Origin of the sequence: Streptomyces sp. C10-9-1, from assembly GCF_024497955.1 — a bacterium.
GTDB lineage: Bacteria > Actinomycetota > Actinomycetes > Streptomycetales > Streptomycetaceae > Streptomyces > Streptomyces sanyensis.
On the sequence record NZ_JANHKP010000008.1, the window covers coordinates 1 to 13,995 of the forward strand.

Below are 13,995 nucleotides of genomic sequence, written 5' to 3' on the forward strand. Positions count from 1 at the left end.
GGTTCCCGGGTTGCGAACAGTCGCACCGGTTGAACCAGTTTCACTTCATCAATTGAAGAGTGTGCTTGTTCGCTAAGTGCCGATGCCTCGTCCGCGAGGCGGCCCGATAGAGTTTCGGTGGTCATAGCGTTAGGGAAACGCCCGGTTACATTTCGAACCCGGAAGCTAAGCCTTTCAGCGCCGATGGTACTGCAGGGGGGACCCTGTGGGAGAGTAGGACGCCGCCGAACAATCTTTCAAAGGACCCGTGGTCCAGCGTTCACGCTGGACCACGGGTCCTTTTTGTTTTTCCCATGCCGAAGCGCGACCGAACCCCGGCTGCGCGAGAATGACCTGTGGTACCCGAAGACAGGAGTCACCCGATGACCGCCAACTCTCCCGACGACCGTCCGGATCGCGAGCCGCGTCGCAGGGACGGTGGTGACAGGGGCGGCTTCCGCGGGGGACGGGACGACCGGGACCGCGGCCCCCGTCGTGACAACGATCGCAGTGGTTACCGGGGCCCGCGTGACGATCGCCGTGACAACGATCGCGGTGGCTACCGTGGTCCGCGTGACGACCGCCGTGATGACCGTGGTGGTTTCCGTCGTGACGACGACCGTGGTGGGCGTCCGGGTGGCGGCTTCCGTGGTCCGCGTGACGACCGTGGTGGTTTCCGCGGTCCGCGTGACGATCGCCGTGACGATCGCGGTGGTTTCCGCGGTCCGCGTGACGATCGCCGTGACGATCGCGGTGGTTTCCGTGGTCCGCGCGAGGAGCGTTCCGGTGGCTACGGCCGTTCCGACGACCGCCAGGGTGGCGGCTTCCGTGGTCCGCGTGACGATCGCCGTGATGACCGCGGCGGTTACCGTGGTCCGCGCGACGACCGTCAGGACGACCGCGGCGGCTTCCGCCGTGACGATCGCCGTGACAACGATCGCGGTGGCTACCGTGGTCCGCGTGACGACCGCCGTGATGACCGTGGTGGTCACCGTGGCCCGCGTGACGATCGCCGCGACGACCGCGGTGGACGCGGCGGTGCCGGCGAGGGACGCCGTGATGACCGTGGTGGTTTCCGTCGTGACGACGACCGTGGTGGGCGTCCGGGTGGCGGCTTCCGTGGTCCGCGTGACGATCGCGGTGGTTTCCGTGGCCCGCGTGACGATCGCCGTGATGACCGTGGTGGTTTCCGTGGTCCGCGCGAGGAGCGTTCCGGTGGCTACGGCCGTTCCGACGACCGCCAGGGTGGCGGCTTCCGTGGTCCGCGTGACGATCGCCGTGACGATCGCGGTGGTTTCCGTGGCCCGCGTGACGATCGCCGTGATGACCGTGGTGGTTTCCGTGGTCCGCGCGACGACCGCGGCGGCTTCCGCCGTGACGATCGCCGTGACAACGATCGCGGTGGCTACCGTGGTCCGCGTGACGAGCGTGGTGGTTTCCGCCGTGACGACGACCGTGGTGGGCGTCCGGGAGGCGGCTTCCGCGGGGGACGGGACGACCGGGACCGCGGCCCCCGCCGCGGCCGTGACGAGCGCTCCGGTGGCTACGGGCGCCGGGACGACCGCCAGGGCGGCGGCTTCCGCCGCGACGACCGCGAGCCCGTCAAGAGGCTTCCCATCCCGGACGACGTCACCGGTGACGAGATCGACAAGGATGTCCGGCAGGAGCTCCAGAGCCTGCCGAAGGGGCTCGCCGAGGATGTCGCGCGCAACCTCGTCATGGTCGCCAACCTGATCGACGAGGAGCCGGAGAAGGCGTACGAGTACTCCCGGGTGGCACTGCGGCTCGCCTCCAGGGTGGCCGCCGTGCGCGAGGCGGCGGGCTTCGCCGCGTACGCCACGCAGAAGTACTCCGAGGCACTGGCCGAGTTCCGTGCCGCCCGCCGGATGACCGGGACCGTGGAGCTGTGGCCCGTCATGGCCGACTGCGAACGCGGCCTGGGCCGGCCGGAGCGCGCTCTCGCCATGGCCGGTGAGCCGGAGGTGCAGAAGCTGGACAAGGCGGGCCAGGTCGAGATGCGTCTCGTCGCGGCCGGTGCCCGTCGCGACATGGACCAGCTCGACGCGGCGATCGTGACGCTGCAGAGCCCCGAACTCGCCTCCCAGTCGGTCCAGCCGTGGACGGCCCGCCTGCGGTACGCCTACGCCGACGCCCTGATGGCGGCCGGGCGGGAGGACGAGGCGCGCGAGTGGTTCGCCAAGGCCCTCGAAGCGGACAAGGACGGCACCACCGACGCCTCGGACCGCCTCGCCGAACTCGACGGGGTGGAGTTCGTGGACGTGATGGAGGCCCTCGACGGCGACGCCCCGCACCACGAGTCGGAAGCCGGTCCGCGGCCCGAGACCGGGTCCGAGGACGGAACCGGCGCGGAGAACGGCACGTCGGACGCCGCAGGCGACCGCGAGGAGCCCCGGTCCTCCGACGCGGACGGCGCCGACACCGCCGCCGACCCGTCGGAGCGCTCGGCGGAGTAGGGGGCCCCGGCCCCGGCACACGGAGGGCGGCACCCCGGACGGGGTGCCGCCCCCCCCGTGCGTTCCGCTCCGGCCCGGCCCCGCCGGCGACGCGCGGGGCAGGAGGGGCGTCAGTCCAGCAGCAGGCTCCGCAGCACCAGCCCGGTCGCCGGCTTGGGGCCGAACGAGGTCGACTTGCGGGGCATCGTCACCCCGGCCCGAGCCAGGTCGCGGACGACCTCCTCGCGCACGGGGTGCATCAGCACCGCCGTGCCGCCCCGGCGCTCGGCCTGCTCCACCGCGGCCGCGGTGTCGTGGATGTACGCGATGTGCCCGGGGTCGTCCGGGACCTGCCACAGGTGCTCCAGCAGCGTCGAGTGCAGCACCGTCGCGTCCAGCGACCGCCATGCCTCCGGCGGGCCCTGCGGCACCGTGCGGTCCAGCAGGTCCGTGTCCGGACGGTCGACGAGGTGGAAGCCGCCGTCGCCCGCGAGGAGGAAGGCGTTGCCCTCGGCCGCCGCCTCCGCGAGCCCGTCGAGCGCCGCGGCCAGCGGACCGTCGAGTCTCCGCACGCGGAAGGAGTCCCCGAGCGCGGCCAGCGCCCCGGCGGTCGGCAGGCCCTGCAGCACCCGGTGGATGGCGCGGACCTGGAGGGGGTAGCGGGCCGTGTCGATCAGCAGGACCAGGCCGTAGGCCCACGGGTCGTCGGCGCCGGCTGCCGGGGGGCGGTCCCGGTGCAGGCGGAGATAGGTGGCCCACCGGTGGTGGCCGTCGGCGATCAGTGCCTGGCGCTGTGTCAGCTCCTCCTGGACCCGCGCGATCTCGCCGGGGTCGGTGACCGCCCAGAGCCGGTGCGCGAACCCGTCCTCCGTGGTGGTCCGGATGAGCGGGGGCGTCTGCGCGGCGCGCTCGACGACCGTCTCCGCCTCCACCGGCCCGGGCTCACCGCGGTAGGTCAGCAGCAGGGGTTCCAGGTTGGCGGCCGTGCTGCGCATCAGGGCGGCGCGGTCGGCGACGATGTCCGGCATCACGTCCTCGTGGGGGAGGACGACTCCCTCCGAGGGCGTGGAGAGCGCGAGTGCGCCGATCACCCCGCGCTGGAGGAGTTCTCCCCGCCGCTGCTCGTACACGTAGAGCGCGGGCTCCGGATCCGCGGCCAGGACCCCCTCGGACAGCCACCGCGACAGCGTCTCGGCCGCCTGACGGTGACGTGCCTCGGCGGAGTCGGCCTGGGGGAGGATCAGGCGCACGATGTTGTGCGGGTCCGCCGACTCCAGGTGGTGCAGGCCGTCGGGCCGGACCACGACGTCGTAGGGCGGCGAGGTCACGGCGGCGAGGCTGCCCACCCGGTCGGGGACGTAGCGCAGTCCGCGGAACGGGATCAGGTGCAGGCCGCCATCGGCCGCAGGACCGTCGGTGTTCATCAGGGCATCGTATGCGGCCCGCGCCATGAGGGATGATCGGGGGAGCGACCGGGAGCGGCCCGGGAGCGGCACGAGGACGGGACAGGCATGAGCAGGCAGGGCATCGGACGGCCGGGCGCGAGCGGGGTCGCGCCGGCCGAGGCGTACGACACGGCCCTGCTCGACCTGGACGGGGTCGTGTACGCGGGCGGCGCGGCGATCGACCATGCCGTGGACTCCCTCGCGGCCGCCCGCGGCCGCGGTATGCGCCTCGCCTACGTCACCAACAACGCCCTGCGGACCCCGGACGCCGTCGCCGCGCACCTGACCGAGCTCGGTATCCCCTCCGAAGCGGAGGACGTCGTCACCTCGGCGCAGGCCGTGGCCCGGCTCATCGCCGACCAGGTCCCCGCCGGGGCGCGGGTGCTGGTCGTCGGGGGCGAGGGGCTGCGGACCGCCCTGCGGGAGCGCGGACTGGTGCCGGTGGAGTCCGCCGACGACGACCCCGCGGCCGTGGTGCAGGGCTACGGGGGCCCGGAGCTGGCCTGGAGCCGCTTCGCGGAGGCGTCCTACGCGGTGGCGCGCGGGGTGCCCTGGTTCGCCTCCAACACCGATCTGACCATCCCGGGAGCCCGCGGCATCGGGCCGGGCAACGGGGCCGCGGTCGAGGTGGTGCGCATCGCCACCGGCGCCGAGCCCCAGGTGGCCGGGAAGCCGCTTCCCCCGATGCACCGCGAGACGGTCCTGCGGACCGGGGCGCGCCGTCCGCTCGTCGTCGGCGACCGCCTGGACACCGACATCGAGGGCGCGTTCAACGGGGGAGTGGACTCGCTGCTGGTGCTGACCGGGGTCACGGACGCGGCCCTGCTCCTCGCGGCAGAGCCGAGGCACCGGCCCACCTATGTGGACGCCGACCTGCGCGGCCTGCTCCTCGCGCAGCCCGAGGTGGTCCCCGCGGACGGCGGGTTCCGCTGCGGCGGCTGGAGGGCCGCCGCCCGTGGCGGGGCGCTGCTGCTGGAGGGCGAGGGGGATCCGCTGGACGGCCTGCGGGCCCTGTGCGGGGCGGCCTGGAGCGATGCGGGCGACGGCCGCTGCGGCCTCGACGCGGGCAAGGCGCTGGCGCTGCTGGGCTGGTGACACCGCGCCGGGCCGGTCCGGCGGGGCCAGGGAGCTCTGCCGTGCGGGCCCGGTGCGGTGGGTTCCCGCCGGTGACGCACCAGCGGGCCGGATCGCGAGGGTAGGCTAACCTAACCGGGTGTTGGTCGAGAGTCCTCCCCGAGAGAGCGCGGAGCCCGCGGCGGCCCCGGCCGTCCCCGGGCGCCGAGCCCTGCGCACCGCGGGGCTGGCGGTCGCCGTCGCCGTCCTGCTGCTGCTGTGCGTCGCGAGCATCGCCGTCGGCGCCAAACCGGTCCCGGTGTCCGAGGTGTGGCACGGGCTGTTCCACTACTCCGGCACCGCCAACGACGTCGTCATCCGCGACGTGCGCGTGCCGCGGACGCTCCTCGGGCTGGTCGCCGGCGTCGGGCTCGGGCTCGCCGGGGCGGTCATGCAGGCCCTGACCCGCAACCCGCTCGCCGACCCCGGCCTGCTGGGCATCAACGCGGGCGCCTCCGCAGCCGTCGTGTCCGCGATCACCTTCCTCGGAGTCACCTCGCTCGGCGGCTACGTGTGGTTCGCCTTCGCGGGGGCCGCCGTCGTCTCCGCCGCCGTCTACGTGCTCGGCGGCAGCCGCGGTGCCACCCCCGTCCGGCTCGCCCTCGCGGGGACCGCCGCGACCGCCGCGCTCTACGGCTACATCAACGCCGTCCAGCTGCTGGACGCGGCGGCGCTGGAGCGGCTGCGCTTCTGGACCGTCGGCTCGCTGTCGACCGCCGACCTGCGGACCGTCCTGACCATCCTGCCCTTCGTCGCCGCGGGCGCACTGCTCGCGCTGCTGCTGGCCAGGCCGCTCAACGCCATGGAGATGGGCGACGACACCGCACGGGCGCTGGGCGCCCACCTCACCCGCACCCGGGTGCTCGCCATGGTCTGCGTGACGCTGCTGTGCGGTGCCGCCACCGCCGCCTGCGGCCCGATCGTCTTCGTCGGGCTGATGGTGCCCCATGTCGTCCGTGCCGTCACCGGCCCCGACATGCGGTGGGTGCTGCCCTACTGCGCCGTCCTCGCCCCCGTGCTGCTGCTCGGGGCGGACGTGCTGGGCCGCGTCGTGACCCGCCCCGCCGAGCTCCAGGTCGGCATCGTCACCGCGCTGATCGGCGGCCCGGTGTTCGTCCAACTCGTCCGCCGCAAGAGGATGGCCCAGCTGTGACGGCCCCGACCACCACCTCCGCGGACACCGCGACCCGCTCCGTGCGGGCGCTGCGCACCCCCGGCGGCCTCTCCGTCCGGGTCGACCCGCGGGCCGCGCTCGTCACCGTGCTCGTCGGCGCCGCGGCCGTCGCGGTCGGCGTGGTGCTCATCGGCAGCGGCGACTACCCCCTGTCCTTCGGCCAGGTCGTGGACACCCTGCTCGGCAACGGCACCGCGGCGCAGGAGTTCGTCGTCCGGGACCTGAGGCTGCCCCGGGCGCTGGTCGCCGTGCTCGTCGGCGCCTCGCTCGCACTCAGCGGTGCGATCTTCCAGTCGCTGTCCCGCAACCCCCTCGGCAGCCCGGACGTCATCGGCTTCAGCCACGGGGCGAGCGTCGGCGCGCTGAGCGTGATCGTCCTCTCCGGCGGGAGCGCCCTCACCGTCTCGCTCGGGGCCGTCGCCGGGGGCCTGGCCACCGGTGCCCTGGTCTACACCCTGGCCTGGAGGCGGGGGGTGCACGGGCTGCGGCTGGTCCTCGTCGGCATCGGCGTCGCCGCCATGCTCAGCGCGGTGATCCACTTCCTGGTCACCAAGGCCAACCTGGTCGACGCGACCCGCGCCACCCTGTGGATGACCGGCTCGCTCGACGGCCGGGACTGGGCCCAGGTCGGTCCGCTGGCCCTCGTCCTGGCCGTGCTCGTGCCCGTGACCCTGGTCCACGGCAGACCCCTGCGGATGCTGGAGATGGGGGACGACGCCGCGTACGCCCTCGGCGTCCCCCTGGAGCGCACCCGGATCGTGCTGATCGGCTGCGGCGTGCTGTTCATCGCCGTGGCCACCGGCGCGGCCGGCCCCATCGCCTTCGTGGCCCTCAGCGCCCCGCAGCTCGCCCGGCGCCTCACCCGGGCGCCCGGACCCAACCTGGCAGCGGCCGCCGTCATGGGCGCCGCGCTGCTCCTCGCCGCCGACTGGATCGCCACCGAGGCGTTCCCCGGACGGCAGCTGCCCGTGGGCGTGGTCACCGGCGTCCTCGGCGGCTGCTACCTGCTCTGGCTGCTCGTCACCGAGCGCAGGGCCGGTCGCCTGTGAGGCGCCCCCGCGCCGTGGGACGGCTGCCACGGGACGACGACGACACCCCCGTGGGGCGGCGATGACCGGCCCCACGACCCCGCAGAACCCCACCCGGCACCCCAGGAGTACGAGCGGCATGCAGCGCCTCACCGCGGAACAGGTCACCCTCGCCTACGACCAGCGGGTCATCGCCGAGAACCTCTCGGTGGAGATACCCGACAACTCCTTCACGGTGATCGTCGGCCCCAACGCCTGCGGCAAGTCCACCCTGCTGCGCGCCCTGTCCCGGATGCTCCGGCCGACGCGGGGGCGGGTGCTGCTCGACGGGCAGGCGATCCATGCGCTGCCCGCCCGGAAGGTGGCCCGCACCCTCGGGCTGCTGCCCCAGTCCTCCGTCGCGCCGGACGGCATCACGGTGGCCGACCTGGTCGCCCGCGGCCGCTACCCGCACCAGGGGCTGCTGCGCCAGTGGTCCCCCCAGGACGAGCGGATCGTGCAGGAGTCGATGGCGGCGACGGGCGTACGGGAGCTCGGCGAGCGCTATGTGGACGAGCTGTCGGGCGGTCAGCGCCAGCGGGTGTGGATCGCCATGGCCCTGGCACAGCAGACGCCGCTGCTCCTCCTCGACGAGCCGACCACCTTCCTGGACATCCAGCACCAGCTGGAGGTGCTGGACCTCTGCGCCGATCTGCACGAGTCCCAGGGCCGGACGCTGGTCGCGGTCCTGCACGACCTCAACCAGGCGGCGCGCTACGCCACCCATCTGATCGCACTGCGCGACGGCCGGGTCGTGGCGGAGGGGCCGCCCGGGGACGTGGTGACGGCCGAGCTGGTGGAGCACGTCTTCCGGGTGAGGAGCCAGATCATCGAGGACCCCGAGTCGGGCACCCCGCTGGTGGTGCCGGTGGCCCGGGCCCGGGGAGCGAAGGCCGCCTGACGGCGGGCCCGGTTGCGCCCGCCCCGTCCCCGGGAGGGGTGCGCAGCCGGTCAGAGCAGGGAGCGCAGCCGCAGCAGGTCGCGGAAGCCGGCCTCCAGGCGGACGCGCCCCGAGGCCCAGGCCCTGGCGAACTCCAGCCGGCCGTCGACGAGCGCCACCAGGTCGTCCCCCGACATCGCCAGCCGGATCTGCGCCTTCCCGGGAGGCGGCCCCTGGTGGGTGCCGTCCACCGCGATCCGCCCGCCGGACAGGCGTCCGGTGAACGTGGTGTCCAGGTCCGTCACATGGCAGCTGAGGGACCTGTCCAGACCGGTGGTGGCGGGGACGCCCCCGTCGGTCTTCGCCAGGTTGTCCGAGAGTCTGTCGAGCGCGCCGCGGCACTCCTGCGTCGTGGCCATCGTGATCGACGGTACCGCAGGCCCTCGCGGTAGCGTCTGGGCATGACCGACTCCACCTCCGGCCCCCTCCCGGCGCCGCCGCCCGGCACCCGCGGCGTCCCCGCCCCGCCTCCGGTCGGGGCCGGGGCGCCGGGCGACCCGGACGGCGGGCCCCCCTCCGGCGTGCTGCCGTCCGCGGTCCGCGAGACGGGGGCCGCGGGCGCCCCGGCGGCCCCCGGGGAGCAGACCGATCCGGCCGCTCCCGCCCCGCTGGGCGTGGCGCGGACGCCGACCGGGAACACCGCCGTCGACGGGCTGGTCGCACGGCTCGCCGACCTCGACCACCTCGCCGCCGACGGCCACACCGAGGTGTACGAGGATGTGCACCGGGGGCTGCGCGACGCGCTGACCGCGCTCGACTCCCCGCCCGGCCCGCGGCCCCCCGAGACGGGGTCCCAGGACCGCCCCGCCCGACCGCACGACCACAGGAGCTGAACCGACCGTGGCAGGAGTCGCCCGACGCCGTCTCGACGCCGAGCTGGTGCGCCGCAAACTGGCCCGCTCGCGCGAGCACGCCGCCCAGCTGATCGCGGCGGGCCGCGTCACCGTCGGAGGCAACACCGCGGCCAAGTCCGCCACCCAGGTGGAGACGAGCGCCGCCATCGTGGTCAGCGCGGACGACGACGACCCGGACTACGTCTCCCGCGGCGGCCACAAGCTGGCGGGCGCGCTGGCCGCCTTCGCGCCGCTCGGGCTGGCCGTCGAGGGGCGCCGGGCGCTCGACGCCGGAGCCTCCACCGGGGGCTTCACCGACGTGCTGCTGCGCGCGGGGGTCTCCCACGTGGTCGCGGTGGACGTCGGCTACGGGCAGCTGGCCTGGTCGCTGCAGAGCGATGAACGGGTCACCGTCAAGGACCGTACCAACGTGCGAGAGATGACGTTGGAGACGATCGACGGAGTGCCGGTGGATCTGGTGGTGGGGGACCTCTCCTTCATTCCGCTGGGTCTCGTGCTCCCGGCTCTGGTCGCGTGCAGCGCGCCCGGGGCGGACCTGGTGCTGATGGTGAAGCCGCAGTTCGAGGTCGGCAGGGAGCGGCTGGGCAGCGGGGGCGTGGTGCGCAGTGCGCAACTGCGCGCCGAGGCGGTCACGGCGGTCGCCGCGCGCGCGGCGGAACTGGGGCTCGGGGTGCGCGGGGTGACCGCCAGCCCGCTGCCGGGGCCGTCCGGGAACGTCGAGTACTTTCTGTGGCTCCGGGCCGGTGCGCCCGCACTCGATCCGGCCGACGTCGACAGGGCAGTGGCGGAGGGACCGCGTTGACCACGACAGAAGCGACCGCGAGGACCACGGGAGCGACGGAGAACCGCACCGTCTTCCTCCTCGCGCACACCGGCCGCAGGGCCGCGATCCGCAGCGCCGAACTGGTGGTGCAGGGCCTGCTCCGCAGCGGGCTCGGAGTACGGGTGCTGGAGGCGGAGGCGGCGGACCTGCCGCTGCCCGGGACCGTCGAGACGGTGCCGGACGCGACACCGGAGGTCCTCGACGGCTGCGAGCTGCTGATCGTGCTCGGCGGCGACGGGACCCTGCTGCGGGGCGCGGAGTTCGCGCGCGCCTCCGGCGTCCCGATGCTCGGCGTCAACCTGGGGCGCGTCGGCTTCCTCGCCGAGGCCGAGCGGGACGACCTCGACAAGGTGGTCGACCGGGTCGTGACCCGCGCCTACGAGGTCGAGGAACGCATGACCCTGGACGTGGTCGTGCACAGCAACGGCGACGTCGTGCACCGCGACTGGGCGCTGAACGAGGCCGCCGTCCAGAAGGTGTCCCCGGAGCGGATACTGGAGGTCGTGCTGGAGGTCGACGGCCGCCCGGTGACCGGCTTCGGCTGCGACGGCATCGTCTGCGCCACGCCCACCGGTTCGACGGCGTACGCCTTCTCGGCCGGCGGGCCGGTGGTGTGGCCCGAGGTGGAGGCCCTGCTGATGGTGCCGATCAGCGCCCACGCGCTCTTCGCCAAGCCGCTGGTGACCTCGCCGACCTCGACGCTGGCGGTCGAGGTGCAGCAGCACACTCCGCACGGCGTCCTGTGGTGCGACGGGCGGCGCACGGTGGAGCTGCCGTCGGGGGCTCGGGTCGAGGTGCGCCGCGGGGCCGTGCCGGTGCGGCTCGCCCGGTTGCACCACGCCTCCTTCACCGACCGTCTGGTGGCCAAGTTCGCGCTGCCGGTGTCGGGTTGGCGGGGCGCCCCGCACTGAGCCGCGCGCCGGCCGGCCCCCGGACCGTCCCGTGGCGCGGCACCCCGCGGCGGGGGTCGCACGGGTGTGCGAGAGCGCCCGGGCCCTCGGGAGAGTGAACCCGGGACCGGGGTCCGTCGCGCCGCGGCCCCCGGACCTCGTATGGTCGTGTCCGTGTTGGAGGAGATGCGGATACGGTCGCTCGGGGTCATCGACGACGCGGTGGTCGAGCTGTCGCCCGGTTTCACCGCGGTGACCGGCGAGACGGGCGCGGGCAAGACGATGGTCGTCACCAGTCTCGGACTGCTGCTCGGCGGACGGGCGGACCCCGCGCTGGTGCGGATCGGCGCGAAGTCGGCCGTCGTCGAGGGGCGGGTACGGGTGGCCGCGGGTGCCCCGGCCGCCCGGCGGGCCGAGGAGGCGGGAGCCGAACTCGACGAGGGGGCGCTGCTGATCAGCCGCACCGTTTCGGCCGAGGGGCGCTCCCGCGCGCACCTCGGCGGCCGCTCCGTGCCGGTCGGCATGCTCGCGGAGCTGTCCGACGAACTCGTCGCCGTCCACGGCCAGACCGACCAGCAGGGGCTGCTGCGCCCCGCCCGCCAGCGCGCGGCCCTGGACCGGTACGCCGGGGGCGCGCTTTCCGCCCCGCTCGCCGCCTACGGGGACGCCTACCGTCGGCTGCGCGCCGTCTCGGCGGAGCTGGAGGAGCTGACCGAGCGGGCCCGCGAGCGCGCCCAGGAGGCCGACCTGCTGCGCTTCGGGCTGGACGAGGTCGCGGCGGTGGAACCGCGTGCCGGGGAGGACGCCGAACTCGCCGCGGAGGCCGAGCGGCTGGGCCACGCCGAGGCGCTCGCCTCCGCCGCGGCCCTCGCCCACGCGGCCCTCGCGGGCAACCCCGAGGACCCGGAGGCCGTCGACGCCACGACGCTGGTCGCCGGTGCGAACCGCGCGCTGGAGGCGGTCCGCTCCCACGACCCGGCGCTCGCCGCCCTCGCCGACCGGATGGGCGAGATCTCCATCCTGCTCGGCGATGTCGCCGGGGAACTCGCCGGGTACGCAGACGACCTGGACGCCGATCCCCTGCGGCTGGCGGCCGTGGAGGAGCGCCGCGCGGCCCTCACCGGCCTCACCCGCAAGTACGGCGAGGACGTCGCGGCCGTGCTGGCCTGGGCCGAGGAGAGCGCCGCCCGCCTGGGCGAACTCGACGGCGACGACGAGCGCATCGGGCGCCTGGCCGAGGAGCGCGAGGCACTGCGCACCGAGCTGTCCGCGCTCGCCCAGGCGCTGACGGACATCCGCACCGAGGCGGCCGACCGGTTCGCCGCGGCGGTCACCGGGGAGCTGACCTCGCTGGCCATGCCGCACGCCCGGGTGTCCTTCGCGATCCGCCAGAGCCCCGACCCGGACGGCATCGAGGTCGGCGGCCGGACCGTCGCCTACGGGCCCCACGGTGCCGACGAGGTCGAGCTGCTGCTCGCCCCGCACCCCGGCGCTCCCGCGCGCCCGATCGCCAAGGGCGCCTCGGGCGGCGAGCTGTCGCGGGTGATGCTCGCGGTGGAGGTCGTCTTCGCCGGAACGGACCCGGTGCCGACCTATCTCTTCGACGAGGTCGACGCCGGTGTCGGCGGCAAGGCGGCGGTCGAGATCGGGCGGCGGCTGGCGAAGCTGGCCCGTACGGCGCAGGTCGTGGTCGTCACCCACCTGCCGCAGGTGGCGGCCTTCGCCGACCGCCAGCTGCTGGTGGAGAAGACCCACGACGGGTCGGTGACCCGCTCGGGCGTCACGGTCCTGGAGGGTGAGGACCGGGTGCGCGAGCTCTCCCGCATGCTCGCCGGGCAGGAGGACTCCGAGACGGCACGGGCCCATGCGGAGGAACTGCTGGCCGCGGCACGCGCCGACGTCTGACGCCCCGGCCCCCGGGGCCGGTGCCCCGGGGGCCGAGGCCGTCCCACCCGGCCTCCCGGCTCCTCGGGGACGTGCCGCCCCGCCGACGGGCGCGCTCCCCGCGCGCGGAACGCCACATCACTCGTGCGGGTGATGCGAGAGGGTGCGCGGGGGCGCGCGTCAGGCGGCGCACGCCCTGGCGGTGCCGGAACGCGCGTGCGGGCTGGCATCCTTGGGCGGGTGACACAGCTGCGTACGGTCCAGGTACTGGGCGGGGGCAGCGCGGGAAGCAGCGCACACGTCAGATTGCTCGCCTCCGGGCTGGCGGCCCGGGGAGTGCGCGTGACGGTCTGCGCCCCCGCCGCGCTCGACCACGAGTACGACTTCACCGGCGCCGGAGCCCGCCTGGTGCCCCTCCCGCCGCCGGCCGACCCCGCGGGCGTGGCGGCGCTGCGCCACGCGTGCATCGGAGCCGACCTGGTCCACGCCCACGGACTGGCCGCCGGGGTACGCACCGCCCTGGCACTGGCAGCCTCCCCGTACACCCCGTTCGTGATGACGTGGCACACCCGCCGCCCCACCGAGGGCCCCCGGGCGGGGCTGGCACGGCTGCTGGAGCGCCGCACGGCGCGTGCCGCGACCGTCGTCCTGGGCACCTGCTCCGAGCTGGTCGACCGGGCGCGCGCCCGCGGCGCCCGCGACGCCCGGCTCGCGCCGGTGTCCGTCCCGGTCCCCCGCACCCCCCTGTGCCTCCAGGACGGCAAGGCCCGGGCCGAGCTGGGCGCGGTGGAGCGCCCCCTGCTGATCGCGGCGGGTTCGCTGTCCGCCGGCCGCGGCTACCGGACCCTGCTCGACGCCGCGGGGCGGTGGCGGGAGCTCGACCCGGCCCCGCTGCTGGTGATCGCGGGGGAGGGCCCGGCACGGCCCGTGCTGCGCAGGCGCATCGCGGAGGAGGACCTCCCGGTGCGCCTGGTCGGCCACCGCGGCGACCTCGCCGAGCTGATCGCCGCCGCCGACGTCGCGGTGCTGCCCTCCCGCTGGGAGGCGCGCGCCGTCCTGGCGCAGGAGGCGCTCCGGCTCGGCGTGCCCCTGGTGGCGACCGCCGTCGGCGGCGTTCCCGAACTCGTGGGCGACGCGGCGGAGCTGGTGCCCTACGGGGACGCCCCGGCCCTCGCCCGTGCCGTCGGGCGACTCCTCGCGGATCCCGACCGCCGCTCCTCCCTCGCCGCGGCCGGCCGTGTCCAGGCGGCGACCTGGCCGTCCGAGGACGCGACGGTCGCCCATGTGCTCAGCGTCTACGACGAGCTGACGGGTCGCTGACGGGCGGTCGGCCTCCGGGACCGGAGCGGCACCCGGCCGCCGCCCGGCCGTCC

13 protein-coding genes and 1 rRNA gene are annotated in these 13,995 nt (G+C 75.2%); 12 read left to right on the plus strand and 2 right to left on the minus strand.

Translation table 11 applies throughout. The annotated features are described in order from the left end of the window. Positions 1-113 precede the first annotated feature (113 nt). The 3 genes from rrf (at position 114) to NPS70_RS12735 (ending at position 2,453) form a co-directional block, all read left to right on the plus strand. Positions 114-230: ribosomal RNA gene (gene rrf, locus NPS70_RS12725) — 5S ribosomal RNA — on the plus strand. 277 nt (positions 231-507) lie between these two features. Beyond that, complete coding sequence (locus tag NPS70_RS12730) at positions 508-1,713, plus strand: hypothetical protein (RefSeq protein ID WP_256524305.1); 1,206 nt, start codon at positions 508-510, stop codon at positions 1,711-1,713. Further along, positions 1,698-2,453 carry a tetratricopeptide repeat protein gene (locus NPS70_RS12735; RefSeq protein WP_256524307.1) on the plus strand — a complete coding sequence of 252 codons (756 nt, stop codon included), beginning with the start codon at positions 1,698-1,700 and terminating at the stop codon, positions 2,451-2,453. The genes NPS70_RS12730 and NPS70_RS12735 overlap by 16 nt, the downstream gene beginning before the upstream one ends. A gap of 110 nt (positions 2,454-2,563) precedes the next feature. Here the strand turns inward: NPS70_RS12735 and NPS70_RS12740 are convergent, their stop codons facing one another. Further along, a complete protein-coding gene (locus NPS70_RS12740; protein ID WP_256524308.1) occupies positions 2,564-3,856 on the minus strand; it encodes a DUF1015 domain-containing protein in 1,293 nt (430 codons plus the stop codon). Between the two features lie 87 nt (positions 3,857-3,943). Here NPS70_RS12740 and NPS70_RS12745 point away from each other — a divergent pair, with 87 nt between their 5' ends. The 4 genes from NPS70_RS12745 (at position 3,944) to NPS70_RS12760 (ending at position 8,132) form a co-directional block, all read left to right on the plus strand. Beyond that, entirely contained in the window at positions 3,944-4,972 is a 1,029-nt protein-coding gene (locus tag NPS70_RS12745; RefSeq protein ID WP_256524309.1) for an HAD-IIA family hydrolase, read from the plus strand. 118 nt (positions 4,973-5,090) lie between these two features. Continuing rightward, positions 5,091-6,143 carry an iron ABC transporter permease gene (locus NPS70_RS12750; protein WP_256524310.1) on the plus strand — a complete coding sequence of 351 codons (1,053 nt, stop codon included), beginning with the start codon at positions 5,091-5,093 and terminating at the stop codon, positions 6,141-6,143. Then, a complete protein-coding gene (locus NPS70_RS12755) occupies positions 6,140-7,213 on the plus strand; it encodes an iron chelate uptake ABC transporter family permease subunit (RefSeq protein ID WP_256524311.1) in 1,074 nt (357 codons plus the stop codon). Before NPS70_RS12750 ends, NPS70_RS12755 begins: the two co-directional genes overlap by 4 nt. A 118-nt stretch (positions 7,214-7,331) precedes the next feature. Next, the gene (locus NPS70_RS12760) at positions 7,332-8,132 is read left to right on the plus strand and encodes an ABC transporter ATP-binding protein (protein WP_256524312.1); all 801 of its coding nucleotides are present in this window, start codon (positions 7,332-7,334) and stop codon (positions 8,130-8,132) included. Positions 8,133-8,182: 50 nt separating this feature from the next. On the opposite strand, the gene NPS70_RS12765 is transcribed toward NPS70_RS12760, so the two are convergent. After that, entirely contained in the window at positions 8,183-8,530 is a 348-nt protein-coding gene (locus tag NPS70_RS12765) for an SCP2 sterol-binding domain-containing protein (RefSeq protein WP_256524313.1), read from the minus strand. Between the two features lie 42 nt (positions 8,531-8,572). On the opposite strand from NPS70_RS12765, the gene NPS70_RS12770 reads away from it, so the two are divergent. The 5 genes from NPS70_RS12770 to NPS70_RS12790 all read left to right on the plus strand — a co-directional run bounded on the left by NPS70_RS12770 (position 8,573) and on the right by NPS70_RS12790 (position 13,942). After that, on the plus strand, positions 8,573-9,004 hold the full coding sequence (locus NPS70_RS12770) for a hypothetical protein (RefSeq protein ID WP_308315008.1): 432 nt from the start codon (positions 8,573-8,575) through the stop codon (positions 9,002-9,004). Between the two features lie 7 nt (positions 9,005-9,011). Continuing rightward, the gene (locus NPS70_RS12775; protein ID WP_256524314.1) at positions 9,012-9,827 is read left to right on the plus strand and encodes a TlyA family RNA methyltransferase; all 816 of its coding nucleotides are present in this window, start codon (positions 9,012-9,014) and stop codon (positions 9,825-9,827) included. Continuing rightward, positions 9,824-10,759, plus strand: a complete 936-nt coding sequence (locus NPS70_RS12780) for an NAD kinase (protein ID WP_256524315.1) — start codon at positions 9,824-9,826, stop codon at positions 10,757-10,759. The genes NPS70_RS12775 and NPS70_RS12780 overlap by 4 nt, the downstream gene beginning before the upstream one ends. Before the next feature lie 141 nt (positions 10,760-10,900). Then, positions 10,901-12,643, plus strand: coding sequence for a DNA repair protein RecN (gene recN, locus NPS70_RS12785; RefSeq protein WP_256524316.1), 1,743 nt, complete (start codon positions 10,901-10,903; stop codon positions 12,641-12,643). 219 nt (positions 12,644-12,862) lie between these two features. Next, entirely contained in the window at positions 12,863-13,942 is a 1,080-nt protein-coding gene (locus NPS70_RS12790; RefSeq protein ID WP_256524317.1) for a glycosyltransferase family 4 protein, read from the plus strand. Positions 13,943-13,995: the final 53 nt, after the last annotated feature.